A 14,721-nucleotide genomic window follows, 5' to 3' on the forward strand; every position below is an offset into this window, starting at 1 on the left:
CAGGCAGCCGGACTCCGCCGGCTGCGGCGCCGCTCACGCGTTGAAGCGGTACCCCAGCCCGCGCACGGTCACCAGCATCCGCGGCTCCGACGGGCTCTCCTCGATGCGCGAGCGGATGCGCTTGATGTGCACATCGAGCGTCTTGGTGTCGCCGAAGTAGTCGCTCCCCCACACCCGGTCGATCAGCTGACCGCGGGTGAGCACGCGCCCGGCGTTGCGCAGCAGCAGCTCCAGCAGCTCGAATTCCTTCAGCGGCATGGAGATCTCGGCGCCGTTGACGGCGACCGTGTGGCGGTCCACATCCATCCGCACGGTGCCCGCCTCGAGCACGCCGTCGTCCTGCAGCTCGTCCTCCTCGACGCGGCGCCGCAGCACCGCGCGCACGCGCGCCAGCAGCTCGCGCGACGAGTACGGCTTGGTCACGTAGTCGTCGGCGCCGAGCTCGAGGCCGACCACGATGTCCACCTCGGAGTCCTTCGCCGTCAGCATGATGATCGGCACGTTCGAGCGGGTACGGATCTCGCGGCAGACCTCGGTGCCCGGGATGCCGGGGAGCATGAGGTCGAGCAGGATGAGGTCGGCGCCGTGGCGATCGAAGGCGGCCAGAGCCGCCGGGCCGTCCTCCGCCACCTCGACCTCATAGCCCTCGCGCTTGAGCAGGTACGCGAGGGGGTCGCTGAGCGCGGCCTCATCCTCGACGAGCAGGATGGATGTCACGGGGTCTCTCCTATCGGGGGTCGGACGGTCGAGGCTTCGGGGAGCCGGATGGTGAACGTGGAGCCGCGCCCCGGCTGGGACCAGACGCGCACCTCGCCGCCGTGGTTCTGCACGGCGTGCTTCACGATCGAGAGGCCGAGGCCGGTTCCGCCGGTGTTGCGCGAGCGTGCCTGATCCACCCGGAAGAACCGCTCGAACACGCGGTCGAGGTCCTCCTCGGGGATGCCCTCGCCCTGATCGGTGACGGCGATCTCGACGACACCGCCGGAGTTGCGCACGCCGATGCCGATGCGCGAGTCGTCGGGCGAGTACTGGATCGCGTTCGAGATGAGGTTGTCGACGGCGGTCACCAGCAGCTTCTCGTTGCCGATGACCTGCGCCTGCTTGTCGCCGCGCATCGCGATCTCGATGTGGCGGGTCTCGGCCGCCACCCGGTTCTGGTCGATCGCGGCCTTCACCACTTTGCTCGCCGACAGCTCCTGCGCGTCGCCCAGCGCATCCGTCGCCTGCAGCCGGCTCAGCTCGATGATGTCCTGCGTGATGCGGGCGAGACGCTGCGCCTCCTCCGAGAGCCGCAGCGCGAAGCGGCGCACCTGCTCGGGGTCGTCGGAGGCGTCGTCGAGCGCCTCGGCGAGGAGCCCGACCGCGCCGATCGGCGTCTTCAGCTCGTGGCTGATGTTGGCCACGAAGTCGCGCCGCACCGCATCGAGCCGGTACGACTCCGTGCGGTCCTCCGCGAGCAGCAGCACGTAGCGCGAGCCCAGCCGGGCGACCCGCACGCTGAGGTGGATGCCGGCGTCGCCGAACGGGCCGCGCGAGAGCTCGCACTCCTCGGTGATGGACTCGCCGGTGCGGCGCACGCGGTCGACCAGGTCCACCAGGTGCGGATGCACGAGGGCGCCGTTCCAGACCAGCCCGATCGCGTGCGCTCCCGGCGAGGCCTTGATGACGTTGTTGGACGGGTCGAGCACGACGCCGGCGGACTCCAGCGCGTCGAGCACCTGATCCACCCCGTCCGGTACGGCCGGATTGACCACCTGCGCCGCGTGCGTGCCGCGGCGTTCGGCGATGTGCAGGATCCACACGAAACCGGCGCCGACGGCGAGCCCCAGGCCCAGCGACAGCAGCACCAACCAGGTGGAGTCCATGCCCATAAGCGTAGTGATCCCGATACGTCCGCATGGACGCATCCCGGCCCGCAGCCGCGTCTTTTCGCGGGTACGTTAGACAGTGTTCAGCCGGACGGCACCGTTTGTTAACCTGCTGTCGCGAACATGCATACGGGGTCAGAAGGCCCCGACATCCCGCGTGCCCGCGCACGCCAGGAAGGACCCCACCCCATGCGCGAAGTCTTCCAGCAGGAGCTGGCGGAGGTTCAGGACCGTCTCGTCGAGATCGCCGAACTGGTCGTCCGTTCGATCCAGCACGCGACGCAGGCGTTCAACGAGTCGGACGTGTCGCTCGCCGAGGACGTGATCGCCAACGACCACCGCATCGACGAACTGACCGTCCTGCTCGACGAGCTCTCCATCCAGATCCTCGCGCGGCAGCAGCCGGTCGCCCGCGACCTGCGCATCGTCGTCAGTGCGCTGCGCATCAGCGCGTCGCTGGAGCGCATGGGCGACATGGCCGAGCACATCGCGCAGCTCGCGCGCTACCGGTTCCCGGACAAGGTGGTTCCGAAGAGCCTGCGCTCGACGTTCGCCGAGATGGGCCGCCTCGACGTGCAGATCGCTCAGAAGCTGGCCGAGCTGCTGCGCACGCAGGACCTCCGCCTGGCGGACGAGATCCGCAACGACGACGACGACATCGACGAGCTGCACATCAGCGTGTTCGACAAGGTGCTCGGCGAGACCTGGAAGGGCCAGGCCGTCGACACGGTGGATGCGACCCTCGCCTCCCGCTACCACGAGCGCTTCGCAGACCACGCCGTCTCGATAGCCAAGAAGGTGCAGTACCTGGCGACCGGCGACTGGGCCCCCGAGCTCGCCTCCTGACTTCCCCGCCCCCATCGAGTACGCGAAGATTGCACGCTGACCCGGCGGGTCGCGTGCAATCTTCGTGTACTCGGCGTTGGGGCTACGGGAGCAGGGGGATGCAGGCTGCGACGCGGCGGAGGCCGTGCGGGGCACGGGCCACGACGGCGAGCTCCGTGAGAAGAGCGTGCTCCCCGGGATGCAGGCGGCCGGCGCGCTGGTCGGTCACGTGCGGGCGGTAGCCGTCGCGGAGGTGGCGCTGGTCGCGGAGCGTCGCGCCCGCCGCATCCAGCGCGTCCACGAGGGTCGTGTGGAGCGTCCGCAGCGGCGCCGACTCGTGCAGAACCGTGACCGGGACGGTGGCGTGCGCGCCGAAGCGCTCGTGCCCGGCGCCGGTGATCGGGATGGGCGGAACGCGCGGGATGAGCGCGGCCACCGCCTCCGCATCCAGCTCCGTCTCGAACGGCGGCACGATGGTGACATGCAGCGGCCAGTCGCCGGCCGGGAACTCCTCCGGAAGCGCGTCGTCGCCGCGTCCCGGGAGGAACGCGGCGACGACGAACGTGCTGGGCGTGGCGTCCGCCCGGGCTACTTCTTGCCCTGCGCGGCGACCGCGGCGGCACCGGCGGCGGCGGCCTCCGGGTCGAGGTAGTACGACGGCTCGAGCGGGGCGAAGCTCTCATCCAGCTTGTAGACGAGCGGGATGCCGGTCGGGATGTTGAGGCCGGCGATGTCCTCGTCGGAGATGCCGTCGAGGTGCTTCACCAGCGCGCGCAGCGAGTTGCCGTGGGCGGTGACGAGCACCGTCTTGCCGGCGCTCAGGTCGCGGGTGATGTCCGACTCCCAGTAGGGCAGCATCCGGGCGATGACGTCCTTCAGGCACTCCGTGCGTGGGAGCTCGTCGCCCAGGCCGGCGTAGCGCGGGTCGCCGACCTGCGAGAACTCGGCGTCGTCGGCGAGCGGCGGCGGCGGCACGTCGAACGAGCGGCGCCACAGCTGGAACTGCTCGGGGCCGTACTTCTCGAGCGTCTCGGCCTTGTCGAGGCCCTGCAGAGCACCGTAGTGGCGCTCGTTGAGGCGCCACGAGCGCTGCACCGGGATCCACAGCCGGTCGGCCACGTCGAGCGCGTAGTTCGCGGTCTGGATGGCGCGGGTGAGCACCGAGGTGTGCAGCACGTCCGGGGTCAGACCGGAGTCGCGGAGCAGTTCGCCCGCCCGCTTCGCCTCGGCGACGCCGGTCTCACTGAGACGCACGTCGACCCAGCCGGTGAACAGGTTCTTCTCGTTCCACTCACTGCTGCCGTGGCGCAGGAGGATCAGGGTGTAGGGAGCGGCCATGCCCCCAATCTATCGTCTCGCGACAGTCGGCCGTCGCCGCGCTGGCAGGATGGACGCATGGCTTCCGGCGCGGTCGGCACGGTCACGCGTGGCACGACGAACACCAACCGGCTGCGCCGCGTCGACCGATGGATCGCGGCCCAGCCGGAGCTGCGGCACACCGCCGACCCGGTCGTCGTCGACCTCGGCTACGGCGCGAGCGGCGTCACCGCCCTGGAGCTGCAGCAACGGCTGGCGAAGGCGCGCTCCGACGTCGAGGTGGTCGGGCTCGAGATCGAGCCGGGACGCGTCCGGACGGCCAACGAGCAGCTGGCGTCGGTGCGCGCGGGCGCGACCGGCTTCGACCCGGAGGCGCGCATCCGCTTCGCCCTCGGAGGCTTCGAGGTGCCGCTGCCCGACGGCCGACGGGCGGCGGTGATCCGGGCCTTCAACGTGCTCCGGCAGTACCGCGAGGTGGAGGTCGCGGCGGCGTGGGAGCGGATGCGCGAGCGGCTGCAGCCCGGCGGACTGCTGGTCGAGGGGACCTGCGACGAGATCGGGCGGATCTCGAGCTGGGTGGCTCTCGATGCGGACGGCCCGCGGTCGCTGACCGTCTCGCTGCGCCTGCGCGACCTGGATGCGCCCTCCGTGGTGGCCGAGCGGCTGCCGAAGGCGCTGATCCACCGCAACGTGCCCGGCGAGCGGGTGCACCGCTTCCTGGCGGAGCTCGACCGGGAGTGGCGCATCCACTCGCCGCTCGCCGCGTACGGGCCCAGCCAGCGGTGGATCGCCGTGGCTCAGGGGATGCGCGACGCCGGGTGGCCGGTGACCGGCGGCCGGGCGCGATGGCGGCTCGGCGAGCTGACGGTCGGGTGGGGCGCGGTTGCGCCGGCGTGAGCCCGGCGAGAGTCCGGCGTGAGCCCTAGTGGCGCGGGGTGCGGGTGACCGCGCCGAGCCGGGGCAGCCGCGGCACGTTCGCCTCGGCGCCGGCGCCGGGCGGCACCACGATCTCCTGGGCGGCCGAGACGGGCGTGCCCTGCGCGTCGACCGCGAGGGTCGCGGCCGGGTCGGTCGAGCGCTTCACGACCGCCAGCGCGATGGGCCCGAGCTCGTAGTGCAGGGCGACCGACGTGACGGCCCCCACCTCGTGCCCGTCGAGCGAGACGGCGGCGCCCGCCTCCGGGTGCACGCCCTCGGAGCCGTCGAGGTGCAGCATGACCAGACGACGCGGCGGATGCCCGAGGTTGTGGACCTTCGCCACGGTCTCCTGTCCGCGGTAGCAGCCCTTGCTCAAGTGCACGGCCGTGCGCAGCCAGTCGAGCTCGTGCGGGATGGTGCGCTCGTCGACCTCGGTCGAGAACCGGGGACGCCAGGCGGCGATGCGCAGGGCGTCCGCCGCGATAGTGCCCGCGACCGCGAGCTCGCCGGTCTGGACGCGGGCGGCGATCGACGCGAGCGCGTCGCGCGGCACGAGGCGCTCGCTCCACGTCCAACCGGCTCCGGGATGCTCGCCCTGCGCGTACTGGTGGCCGCCGGGCGCGACCGCGCGCCACGGGTCGTGCCAGACCAGCGGGATGCCGTTCGGCGCCGCGATCGGCAGCGGCGGTTCGCCGAGCGTGCCGATGGTCGCCAGGTCGGCCGTCCGGTCGGCGAGCTCGACGCGGAGCATGAAGCGCATCGAGCCGAGCCAGGCCAGCAGGCCCTCCGCCTCGGGCCGGTCGACCAGCATCCAGAGCGTCTCGCCGTCGTCGACGAGGCACACCGCATGCTCGACGCGGCCGGTCACATCCAGCAGCAGGGTCTCGGACGACTCCCCCGGCCGCAGCCCGGACAGCGCCTGGCTGGTCAGCGAGTTCAGCCAGCTGAGGCGGTCGGGCCCCTGGACGGTCAGCACCGCCCGGTCGGAGAGATCGACGATGGCGCCGGCCTCGGCGAGCGCGCGCTGCTCGGAGAGCGGACTGCCGTAGTGCGACGGCACCCCGCTGTCGGTCAGGTCGACCGCGCCGGGCAGGTCGAGGAAGGGCGAACGCGCATTCATGGGTCGACCGGCCTCAGTCGACCTTGGCGAGGCGGGCGGAGGCGTGCGTGCGCAGCTCCTGACCGAGGGCCGCGATGTCCCACGCCCAGAGCAGGTGGTTCTCCACCAGGCCGTAGAGGCGCGTCGCCGCGGTGTACTCCTTCGCGCCCGCGGTGCGCAGCACCGCGTCCGTCGCCAAGTCGATGCGCGGCCCGGCGACCTGGCCGATGTAGAGCTCGCTCACCCCGTCGGGATGGATGATCGACACGTCGACCTCGAAAGCCCCGTTGGACGTGCGGAGGGCCTCGACCGCCTGCGCCGTGTTGAACGGGCGCACGCCGCTGCCCGGCAGCATCGCCGGACCGGCGTCGCCCTCGACCAGCTTGCGGTGCAGCCTCCAGTACCCCGTCTCGGCGGCGAGCGGAGTGCGCTCCTCGTCGAGGATCCACGAGGTGGACGAGTAGTTGAGGTACCCGAGACCGTCGTGGCTGAAGCTGATGCGCTGGCCGAACTCCAGCTGCGTGTGCTCCTCCTCCACGGCGTAGTCGAGCACGCCCGTGCCCTCCCAGATGCCGATCAGCCAGGAGAGAGGGACCAGCTCGGCCGGAAGGTCGGTGGGGATCTCGATCATGAGCCGCGCCTAGGCATCCGGAAGCTCAGCGACTCAGCGCTGACCGCGGAAGAGGTTGTAGACCACCACACCGGAGACGCCGAGGATGGCGAGCGTTGCCAGGCCCAGAAGGCCGACGAAGAAGAGTTCGAGAGCGACCAGCATGGGTCCAGTCTAACCAGCACCCGCCGACATTCGGACGGAGCCGCTCAGCGCAGGCCCGAGGTGAGGGCCAGGACGGCGCCGATCACTCCCAGTACGACGAAGCTCCCGGCCAGCGTGGCGGCGAGGCGGCTGGTGAAACCGTCCTTCTGCTGGGTCGCCAGCTGCGAGACGAACGCCAGCAGGGCGCACACCGCGAGCGCGAGGGACAGCCACGATGCGTAGCCGGCGGGAGGCGAGAGGACGCCGATCAGGACGCCGAGCACGAGCGCGACCACCCACACCGAGCCGATGCTCACCACGGCGACCCAGCGCGGCAGCGCGGGCTGCGGCGGACCGGCCGCGGCCGCAGGACCCAGCGCGTGCGGGACGGGGGCTCCGGTGTCAGGTCGCTCACCCTCCCATTGTGCCCCGCACACGCCCGTCCCGCGCCTGGCCGGAAGCCGGACCGGGCATTTCCGGTAGCATTGCGGCACAGACGGCTGAGGAGGAATGGGTGGCGCAACTTCTGATCCTCACGTCTGCGTCGGGTCCGTCGTCGCCCAGCACCACCGGGTCGCTCTCCTCCGGCCTGGGGTCCGCAGGGGACGGCGCCGGCCCGGGCGCAGAGGTTCTTCCGGCCCTGGCGCTGCTCAGTCACCGTGTGCGGCAGATCCCCGCGGAGCCCGCCGCCCTCGTGAACGCCCCGAGTTGCGACCTGATCTTCGTGGATGCGCGGCGCGACCTGGCGAGCGCCAAATCGCTGTGCAAGATCCTCACCACGACCGGCGTCACGGTGCCGCTCGTCCTCGTGCTGACCGAGGGCGGGCTGACCGCGGTCAGCGCCGATTGGGGCGTCAGCGACGTCGTGCTCGACTCGGCGGGGCCGGCCGAGGTGGATGCGCGCATCCGTCTCGCGATCGGCCGACAGAGCCAGGAGCACGCGCAGTCGAAGATCCAGGCCTCGGGCATCACCATCGACGAGGCGAGCTATTCGGCGAAGGCGCACGGCCGCCAGCTCGACCTCACCTTCAAGGAGTTCGAGCTGCTCCGCTTCTTCGCGACGCACCCGTCGCGGGTGTTCACGCGCGAGCAGCTGCTCAGCGAGGTGTGGGGGTACGACTACTTCGGCGGCACACGCACCGTGGACGTCCACGTCCGGCGGCTCCGCGCCAAGCTCGGCGATCTGGAGTCGCTGATCGGGACGGTGCGCAACGTGGGCTACCGGTTCAACGTCTACGAGGAGGACAACGACCGCCTCCCGACGTCCGTCCGCCCCTGAGCGGCGGAGCCGGTCCCCGCTGACCTCGGTGTCATTCCTCCACAGGCACCGTTTATCCACCGTTTACACACCGCCGCGCCCCGTGTCTGCGCGCGGTGACATGATGGGTGGATGGACGAGCGCACGACTCTGGAGAACGGCCTTCTCGACACGGGGCTGGGCGGGAGCCTGGGCAGCGACTTCGACGACGACTTCGCCCCCTTCATCTACGAGCCCGACCCGACGCTCCCGGAGGACCGCTACCTCGATCGCGAGCTGAGCTGGCTGGCGTTCAACCAGCGGGTGCTCGAGCTGGCGGAGGACCCGCTGCTGCCGGTGCTCGAGCGCGCGAACTTCCTGGCGATCTTCGCCAGCAACCTCGACGAGTTCTTCATGGTGCGCGTCGCCGGCCTGAAGCGCCGCATCGCCACCGGGCTGGCCGTCCCGACGAACGTCGGCCGGGCTCCGCAGGAGGTGCTCGCCGACATCTCCGAGAAGGCGCACGAACTGCAGCTGCGCCATGCGCGGGCGTACCACGACCTCGTGCAGCCCGCCCTCGCCGAGGCGGGCATCAGCGTCGCGACCTGGAGCGACCTCGACGAGGCCGACAAGGCGCAGATGCGCGAGGTGTTCTCGCAGCAGATCTTCCCGGTGCTGATGCCGCTCGCGGTCGATCCGGCGCATCCGTTCCCCTACATCTCGGGGCTGTCGCTCAACCTCTCGGTCCGCGTGCGCAACTCGCGAACCGGCAAGGAGCAGTTCGCCCGCCTCAAGGTGCCGCAGATGCTCCCCCGTTTCGTGCGCATCGACCAGCGAGAGGGGCTCGGGCAGGTGCGGTTCATCATGCTCGAGGACCTCATCGCGAACCACCTCGGCGACCTGTTCCCGGGCATGGAGATCCTCGACCACCACGTGTTCCGGGTGACCCGCAACGAAGACGTCGAGATCGACGAGGACGAGACCGAGAACCTCATCCAGGCACTCGAGCGCGAGCTGCTGCGCCGCCGGTTCGGTCCGCCGATCCGGCTCGAGGTCACAGACGACATGGATGCGGTCACCCTCGGGCTCCTGGTCCGCGAACTCGACGTCACGGAGCAGGAGGTCTACCGCCTGCCCGCTCCCCTCGACCTCGGCGGCCTGTTCGACCTGGCCAAGATCGACCGGCCCGACCTCCACTACCCCAACCACGTTCCGACGACGCCGGCGCAGCTCATGCCGAGCGAGCCGAACGCCAAGCCCGACATCTTCGCCGCCATCTCCCGCCAGGATGTGCTGGTCCACCACCCGTACGAGTCGTTCGCCACCAGCGTGCAGGCGTTCCTCGAGCAGGCGGCGGCCGACCCGCACGTGCTCGCCATCAAGCAGACGCTCTACCGCACCTCCGGCGACAGCCCGATCGTCGAGGCGCTCATCGACGCCGCGGAGGCGGGCAAGCAGGTGCTGGCCCTCGTCGAGATCAAGGCGCGCTTCGACGAGCAGAACAACATCTCCTGGGCCCGCAAGCTCGAGAAGGCCGGGGTGCACGTCGTCTACGGCCTCGTGGGGCTCAAGACGCACTGCAAACTCGCGCTCGTCATCCGCGAGGAGAAGGGCGTGCTCAAGAGCTACAGCCACATCGGCACCGGCAACTACAACCCCAAGACGTCGCGCATCTACGAAGACCTCGGGCTGTTCACCGACGACGACCAGGTGGGCAAAGACCTCACGCGGCTGTTCAACGAGCTCTCCGGCTACGCCATCGAGAAGAAGTTCAAGCGGCTGCTCGTGGCGCCGCTCCACCTGCGCAAGGGACTGCTGAAGCGCATCGACGCCGAGCGCGCCAACGCCGAGGCCGGCCGTCCGTCGGGCATCCGCATCAAGCTCAACTCGATCGTCGACGAGGCGATCATCGACGCTCTCTACCGCGCGAGCCAGGCGGGGGTGCCGGTCGACCTCTGGGTCCGCGGCATCTGCGGCGTCGTCCCGGGGCGCGAGGGGCTCTCGGAGAACATCCGGGTGCGCTCCGTGCTCGGGCGGTACCTCGAGCACTCGCGCGTGTTCGCGTTCGTGAACAACGGCGACCCGCAGGTGTACATCGGCAGTGCCGACATGATGCACCGCAACCTCGACCGCCGCGTGGAGGCGCTGGTGCGGCTCACCGATCCCGACCATCTGCGCGAACTCGACGACCTCTTCGACCTGGCCTTCGACGAGGGCACGGCCACGTGGAAGCTCGACCAGGACGGCGTCTGGACGAGGCATCACCTCGACAAGCACGGAAAGCCGCTGGTCGACCTGCAGAGCAAGCTGATCCAGCGGTACAGCCACCGTCCGCGCAGCACCCGCACGGGAACGAGGCGGTGAGCCCGGCGATCTACGCCGCGGGCGCCCTCTGCTGGCGCGTCGTGGACGACCGCATCGTGGTGCTCGTGGTGCACCGCACGAAGTACGGCGACGTGACGATCCCCAAGGGCAAGGTCGACCCCGGCGAGACGCTGCCGCAGACCGCTGTCCGCGAGATCCACGAAGAGACCGGCCTTCGGATCGGCCTCGGCGTGCCGCTCGGCGTCTCGACCTACCCGCTGAGCAGTGGCCGCGAGAAAATCGTGCACTACTGGGCCGCCGAAGTGAGCGACCGGGCGATCGCGCAGTCGACTTTCGTGCCGAACAGCGAGATCGCCGCGATCGAGTGGGTCACCATCAAGAAGGCGCGCGGCTACCTCACCTACGAACGCGATGTCGAGATCCTCGACGCCTTCGACGGCCTCGTGCAGCAGGGCATCACGTCGACCTTCGCGCTCATCGCCCTCCGCCACGGCAAGGCGGCGCCCCGCGACCGCTGGGACGGTTCGGACGCGTCCCGGCCGCTGACCGAGCGCGGCGTGAAGCAGGCGGCCGGAGACGTGGCGACGCTGCAGGCCTGGCAGCCCAAACGGATCGTCACCAGCGACGCCGTGCGCTGCGTCACCACGGTCGCGCCGCTCGCGGCCGCGACCGGGATCAAGCCGCGCCGCGACCACGGGATCAGCCAGGACGCGTACGAAGAGGGCGAGCCGGAGGTGCGCCGCGTGGTCGGCAAGCGCATCCGGTCGCGCAAGACGGCCGTGCTCTGCAGCCACGGACCGGTGCTGCCCGAGATCATGCGCGAGATCGCGCTGGCGACGGGCACCATGCCCGGCGGCTATCTCAATGACGCCGCAGACCTCGACACGGGCGGGTTCTCGGTCGTGCACCTCTCGGCGACCAATCCCGCGTCCGGCATCGTCACGATCGAGACGTACGCCCCGGTCGAATAGACCGCGGATTCACAGGACCACGAGGCCAAGAGAACACCCCGCGTTAACCTTCCGTTTACCGCTGCGGGGGACTCTGGACAGACATCGGGAATAGCGTCTCACGCGGGTCGCACCGGCCCGTCCTGTTGTTACTGATCCCCGAAGGGACAACTGTGAATCTCAAGCGCATCGGCGCTCCTGTAGCTCTGCTCGCCGCGGCCGCCATCTCCCTCACCGCGTGTGCAGCGAACGAGGGCAGCACGCCGTCGACCACGACGGCCAAGGCCTCGAACCTCTCCGGCACGCTGAACGGCATCGGCTCGTCCGCCCAGGGCGCGGCGCAGACCGTCTGGGCCGCCGGCTTCCAGCAGGCCAACCCGAAGGCCACCGTGAACTACGACCCGCAGGGCTCCGGCGCGGGCCGCAAGAGCTTCATCTCGGGTGCGGCCGACTTCGCCGGCTCCGACGCCGCGCTGAAGGACGAGGAGCTCGCCTCCACGTTCGCCGGCTGTGCCGCGGGCAGCAAGGGCATCGACCTTCCCGTCTACATCTCCCCGATCGCGATCGCGTACAACGTGGACGGCGTGAAGGACCTCAAGCTCGACGCCGCGACCATCGCGGGCATCTTCTCCGGCAAGATCACCACGTGGAACGACCCCAAGATCAAGGACCAGAACTCGGGCGCCTCGCTCCCGTCGGCCCCGATCACCGTCGTGCACCGCTCCGACGACTCGGGCACCACGCAGAACTTCACCGACTACCTCGCGGCGAACGCGCCCGACGTATGGACCGCTCCGGCCGGCCAGACCTTCCCGTTCCAGGTCGGTGACGCCGCCAAGGGCACCTCGGGTGTCGCGGACGCCACCAAGAACGCGAAGAACTCGATCACCTACATCGACGAGTCGGGCTCGGCGGGCCTCAGCATCGCCCAGCTGAAGGTCGGCGACAACTACGAGAAGATCAGCGCCGACGGTGCTGCCGCCGTGGTCGCCGCCTCCCCGATCGCCGACGGCCGTGCCGCCAACGACCTGGCCATCAAGATCAACCGCAAGGACACCACGAAGGGCGCCTGGCCGCTCGTCCTGGTTTCCTACGTGATCGCGTGCCAGGAGTACAAGGACGCCGCCAAGGCGGACCTGGTGAAGGGCTACGTCGACTACATCATCACCGCCGACGCCCAGAAGGCCGCCGGCGAGCAGGCCGGCTCGGCCCCGCTGTCGAGCGACCTGTCGGACAAGGTCTCGAAGGCCGTCGCCAGCATCAAGTAACGCTCCACCCGCTCGGCCTGGGCTGCCCGCAGCCCGGGCCGAGCGGCGCTCCCACCTCAGCCGCCTCGCGCGGCATACCCGATGAGAGAAAGCAAGGAATGACCGCCGGAACCGTAGGAGCCATCAGGCCCAAGGCCAAGGTCCGCCTCGGCGACCGCGTCTTCTCGACCAGCACCATCGTGGCGGGGTCCCTGATCCTCGCCACCCTCGCCGCGGTCGCCGTCTTCCTCGTCCTCCAGAGCATCCCCGCCCTCTTCGCCGGCGCCGGTGAGCTGCCCAACAACGCCACGAACTTCTGGTCGTGGGTGTGGCCGCTCGTATTCGGCACCATCTGGGCGGCCGTCATCGCGCTGCTGATCGCGACACCGCTGTCCATCGGCATCGCCCTCTTCATCTCGCACTACGCTCCCCGCCGGGTGGCGTCGGTGCTCGGCTACGTCATCGACCTGCTCGCCGCCGTCCCGTCGGTGGTCTTCGGCCTCTGGGGCATCGCGACCCTCTCGTCGTTCGTGCAGCCCTTCTACGTCTGGCTCGGCGACAACCTGGGCTGGATCCCACTCTTCGCGCCGCCGGTCTCGGGCACCGGCCGCACCATCCTCACCGCCGCCATCGTGCTCGCCGTCATGGTCATCCCGATCATGACGGCCATCTGCCGCGAGATCTTCCTGCAGACGCCGCGTCTCCACGAGGAGGCCGCGCTCGCGCTCGGCGCGACGCGCTGGGAGATGGTGAAGATGGCCGTGCTGCCCTTCGCCCGCAGCGGGATCGTGTCAGCGATGATGCTCGGCCTCGGCCGCGCGCTGGGCGAGACGCTCGCCATCGCCATGGTGCTCTCGCCCGCGCTGATCGTGAAGCTGCCGCTGCTGCAGGCGCAGAGCCCCAACACGATCGCCGCGAACATCGCGCTGCAGTTCCCCGAGGCGACCGGCCTCGGCGTGAACGCGCTCGTCGCCTCCGGCCTCGTGCTCTTCGTGGTGACGCTGCTGATCAACACACTCGCCCGCTACATCGTCAGCCGCCGCAAGGCCTTCTCTGGAGCGAACTGATGGCCACCACGACCGCCACCGCCCCGCGCCCGCTCGCCAACTCCTACACCGCGGGCAAGCTGCCCCGCTGGACCCCGTGGACGATGCTCGTCGTCTCGTGGGTGGTCTTCGGCGCGATCTTCGCCATCCTCGCCGCCAGCGGTGCGACGAAGGACTTCAACATCGTCGGTGCGATCTTCTTCGGCACGGTGCTCTTCGACGTCGCGATCTACACCACCTCGCTGCTCGTCGAAGGGTCCCGCAAGGCGATGGACCGGCTGATCACCTCGCTCGTGGCCACCGCGTTCATCATCGCGTTGCTGCCCCTCGTCTCCCTCGCCTGGACGGTGGTCGTGCAGGGCCTCGCCCGCTTCGACGTGCCCTTCTTCTCCGAGTCGATGCGCAACGTCATCGGCGAAGGCGGCGGGGCGCTGCACGCGATCGTCGGCACGCTCGAGATCACCCTGATGGCCGCGCTCATCTCCGTGCCGATCGGGCTCCTCACCTCGATCTACCTGGTCGAGTACGGCCGCGGGATGCTCGCCCGCGGCATCACCTTCTTCGTCGACGTGATGACGGGCATCCCCTCGATCGTCGCCGGCCTGTTCGCGTTCGCCCTGTTCGCCCTGTTCTTCGGCCCCGGCATCCGGAACGGCTTCATGGGAGCCGTCGCGCTCTCGGTGCTGATGATCCCGGTGGTCGTCCGGTCCAGCGAGGAGATCCTCCGGATCGTTCCGAACGAGCTGCGGGAGGCGTCGCTCGCCCTCGGCGTGCCGAAGTGGCTGACCGTGCTGAAGGTCGTGCTCCCGACCTCGATCGCGGGCCTCGTCACCGGCGTCATGCTCGCCATCGCGCGCGTCATCGGCGAGACGGCCCCGCTGCTCATCGTCGCCGGCTTCACGACGAGCATGAACTACGACCTCTTCAACGACCGGATGATGGCCCTCCCGGTGTTCGTGTACACGCAGTACACGCAGGCGGCCGGCCTGCACGCGCAGGCCTCCATCGACCGCGCCTGGACCGGCGCGCTCACCCTCATCATCATCGTGATGCTGCTCAACCTCATAGGTCGCGTCATCGCCAAGGTCTTCGCCCCCAAGTACGGCCGCTGAGCCGCCGACCCGAACCCAAGGAA

General features: G+C 70.0%; 14 protein-coding genes and 1 pseudogene. 8 read left to right on the forward strand and 7 right to left on the reverse strand.

Annotated elements, in window-relative coordinates:
- Positions 1-33 precede the first annotated feature (33 nt).
- Together ACQ86M_RS10225 and ACQ86M_RS10230 are read right to left on the reverse strand one after the other, a co-directional pair.
- Complete coding sequence (locus ACQ86M_RS10225) at positions 34-717, reverse strand: response regulator (protein ID WP_431245367.1); 684 nt, start codon at positions 715-717, stop codon at positions 34-36.
- On the reverse strand, positions 714-1,865 hold the full coding sequence (locus tag ACQ86M_RS10230) for a sensor histidine kinase (protein ID WP_431245368.1): 1,152 nt from the start codon (positions 1,863-1,865) through the stop codon (positions 714-716). The genes ACQ86M_RS10225 and ACQ86M_RS10230 overlap by 4 nt, the downstream gene beginning before the upstream one ends.
- Positions 1,866-2,057: 192 nt before the next feature.
- On the opposite strand from ACQ86M_RS10230, the gene phoU reads away from it, so the two are divergent.
- Entirely contained in the window at positions 2,058-2,714 is a 657-nt protein-coding gene (gene phoU / locus ACQ86M_RS10235; RefSeq protein ID WP_431218600.1) for a phosphate signaling complex protein PhoU, read from the forward strand.
- An 82-nt stretch (positions 2,715-2,796) separates the two neighbouring features.
- Here the strand turns inward: phoU and ACQ86M_RS10240 are convergent.
- Both ACQ86M_RS10240 and ACQ86M_RS10245 read right to left on the reverse strand, forming a co-directional pair.
- Positions 2,797-3,183: pseudogene (locus ACQ86M_RS10240) on the reverse strand (2'-5' RNA ligase family protein); the annotation flags it as partial.
- A gap of 98 nt (positions 3,184-3,281) precedes the next feature.
- Entirely contained in the window at positions 3,282-4,031 is a 750-nt protein-coding gene (locus ACQ86M_RS10245; protein ID WP_431218601.1) for a phosphoglyceromutase, read from the reverse strand.
- Positions 4,032-4,088: 57 nt separating this feature from the next.
- On the opposite strand from ACQ86M_RS10245, the gene ACQ86M_RS10250 reads away from it, so the two are divergent.
- Positions 4,089-4,907: a class I SAM-dependent methyltransferase gene (locus tag ACQ86M_RS10250; RefSeq protein WP_431245369.1), complete on the forward strand. Its 819-nt coding sequence runs from the start codon at positions 4,089-4,091 to the stop codon at positions 4,905-4,907.
- A 25-nt stretch (positions 4,908-4,932) separates the two neighbouring features.
- Here ACQ86M_RS10250 and ACQ86M_RS10255 read toward each other — a convergent pair whose 3' ends face one another.
- The 3 genes from ACQ86M_RS10255 to ACQ86M_RS10265 all read right to left on the reverse strand — a co-directional run bounded on the left by ACQ86M_RS10255 (position 4,933) and on the right by ACQ86M_RS10265 (position 7,218).
- Complete coding sequence (locus ACQ86M_RS10255) at positions 4,933-6,048, reverse strand: YgfZ/GcvT domain-containing protein (RefSeq protein ID WP_431245370.1); 1,116 nt, start codon at positions 6,046-6,048, stop codon at positions 4,933-4,935.
- 13 nt (positions 6,049-6,061) lie between these two features.
- On the reverse strand, positions 6,062-6,658 hold the full coding sequence (locus tag ACQ86M_RS10260) for an FABP family protein (protein ID WP_431245371.1): 597 nt from the start codon (positions 6,656-6,658) through the stop codon (positions 6,062-6,064).
- 188 nt (positions 6,659-6,846) lie between these two features.
- Positions 6,847-7,218: a hypothetical protein gene (locus ACQ86M_RS10265; protein WP_431245372.1), complete on the reverse strand. Its 372-nt coding sequence runs from the start codon at positions 7,216-7,218 to the stop codon at positions 6,847-6,849.
- A gap of 77 nt (positions 7,219-7,295) precedes the next feature.
- On the opposite strand from ACQ86M_RS10265, the gene ACQ86M_RS10270 reads away from it, so the two are divergent.
- The 6 genes from ACQ86M_RS10270 to pstA all read left to right on the forward strand — a co-directional run bounded on the left by ACQ86M_RS10270 (position 7,296) and on the right by pstA (position 14,698).
- Positions 7,296-8,060 carry a response regulator transcription factor gene (locus ACQ86M_RS10270; RefSeq protein ID WP_431218606.1) on the forward strand — a complete coding sequence of 255 codons (765 nt, stop codon included), beginning with the start codon at positions 7,296-7,298 and terminating at the stop codon, positions 8,058-8,060.
- Between the two features lie 111 nt (positions 8,061-8,171).
- Positions 8,172-10,382: an RNA degradosome polyphosphate kinase gene (locus ACQ86M_RS10275; protein ID WP_431218607.1), complete on the forward strand. Its 2,211-nt coding sequence runs from the start codon at positions 8,172-8,174 to the stop codon at positions 10,380-10,382.
- The gene (locus tag ACQ86M_RS10280) at positions 10,379-11,314 is read left to right on the forward strand and encodes an NUDIX hydrolase (RefSeq protein WP_431218608.1); all 936 of its coding nucleotides are present in this window, start codon (positions 10,379-10,381) and stop codon (positions 11,312-11,314) included. The genes ACQ86M_RS10275 and ACQ86M_RS10280 overlap by 4 nt, the downstream gene beginning before the upstream one ends.
- Before the next feature lie 152 nt (positions 11,315-11,466).
- Entirely contained in the window at positions 11,467-12,561 is a 1,095-nt protein-coding gene (gene pstS, locus ACQ86M_RS10285) for a phosphate ABC transporter substrate-binding protein PstS (RefSeq protein WP_431218609.1), read from the forward strand.
- A 98-nt stretch (positions 12,562-12,659) separates the two neighbouring features.
- The gene (gene pstC / locus ACQ86M_RS10290; protein WP_431218610.1) at positions 12,660-13,607 is read left to right on the forward strand and encodes a phosphate ABC transporter permease subunit PstC; all 948 of its coding nucleotides are present in this window, start codon (positions 12,660-12,662) and stop codon (positions 13,605-13,607) included.
- A complete protein-coding gene (pstA, locus tag ACQ86M_RS10295) occupies positions 13,607-14,698 on the forward strand; it encodes a phosphate ABC transporter permease PstA (RefSeq protein ID WP_431218611.1) in 1,092 nt (363 codons plus the stop codon). The genes pstC and pstA overlap by 1 nt, the downstream gene beginning before the upstream one ends.
- Positions 14,699-14,721 lie beyond the last annotated feature (23 nt).

It is taken from the genome of Leifsonia xyli subsp. cynodontis, from assembly GCF_050632205.1.
GTDB classification, from domain to species: Bacteria; Actinomycetota; Actinomycetes; order Actinomycetales; family Microbacteriaceae; genus Leifsonia; species Leifsonia xyli_D.

Excerpts from the sequence above, each read along its gene's own strand:
- phoU (WP_431218600.1), top strand. The coding sequence starts at position 2,058 with ATGCGCGAAGTCTTCCAGCAGGAGCTGGCGGAGGTTCAGGACCGTCTC.
- ACQ86M_RS10260 (WP_431245371.1), bottom strand. The coding sequence starts at position 6,658 with ATGATCGAGATCCCCACCGACCTTCCGGCCGAGCTGGTCCCTCTCTCC.
- ACQ86M_RS10275 (WP_431218607.1), top strand. The coding sequence starts at position 8,172 with ATGGACGAGCGCACGACTCTGGAGAACGGCCTTCTCGACACGGGGCTG.
- ACQ86M_RS10250 (WP_431245369.1), top strand. The coding sequence starts at position 4,089 with ATGGCTTCCGGCGCGGTCGGCACGGTCACGCGTGGCACGACGAACACC.
- ACQ86M_RS10255 (WP_431245370.1), bottom strand. The coding sequence starts at position 6,048 with ATGAATGCGCGTTCGCCCTTCCTCGACCTGCCCGGCGCGGTCGACCTG.
- pstC (WP_431218610.1), top strand. The coding sequence starts at position 12,660 with ATGACCGCCGGAACCGTAGGAGCCATCAGGCCCAAGGCCAAGGTCCGC.
- pstA (WP_431218611.1), top strand. The coding sequence starts at position 13,607 with ATGGCCACCACGACCGCCACCGCCCCGCGCCCGCTCGCCAACTCCTAC.
- ACQ86M_RS10245 (WP_431218601.1), bottom strand. The coding sequence starts at position 4,031 with ATGGCCGCTCCCTACACCCTGATCCTCCTGCGCCACGGCAGCAGTGAG.
- ACQ86M_RS10230 (WP_431245368.1), bottom strand. The coding sequence starts at position 1,865 with ATGGACTCCACCTGGTTGGTGCTGCTGTCGCTGGGCCTGGGGCTCGCC.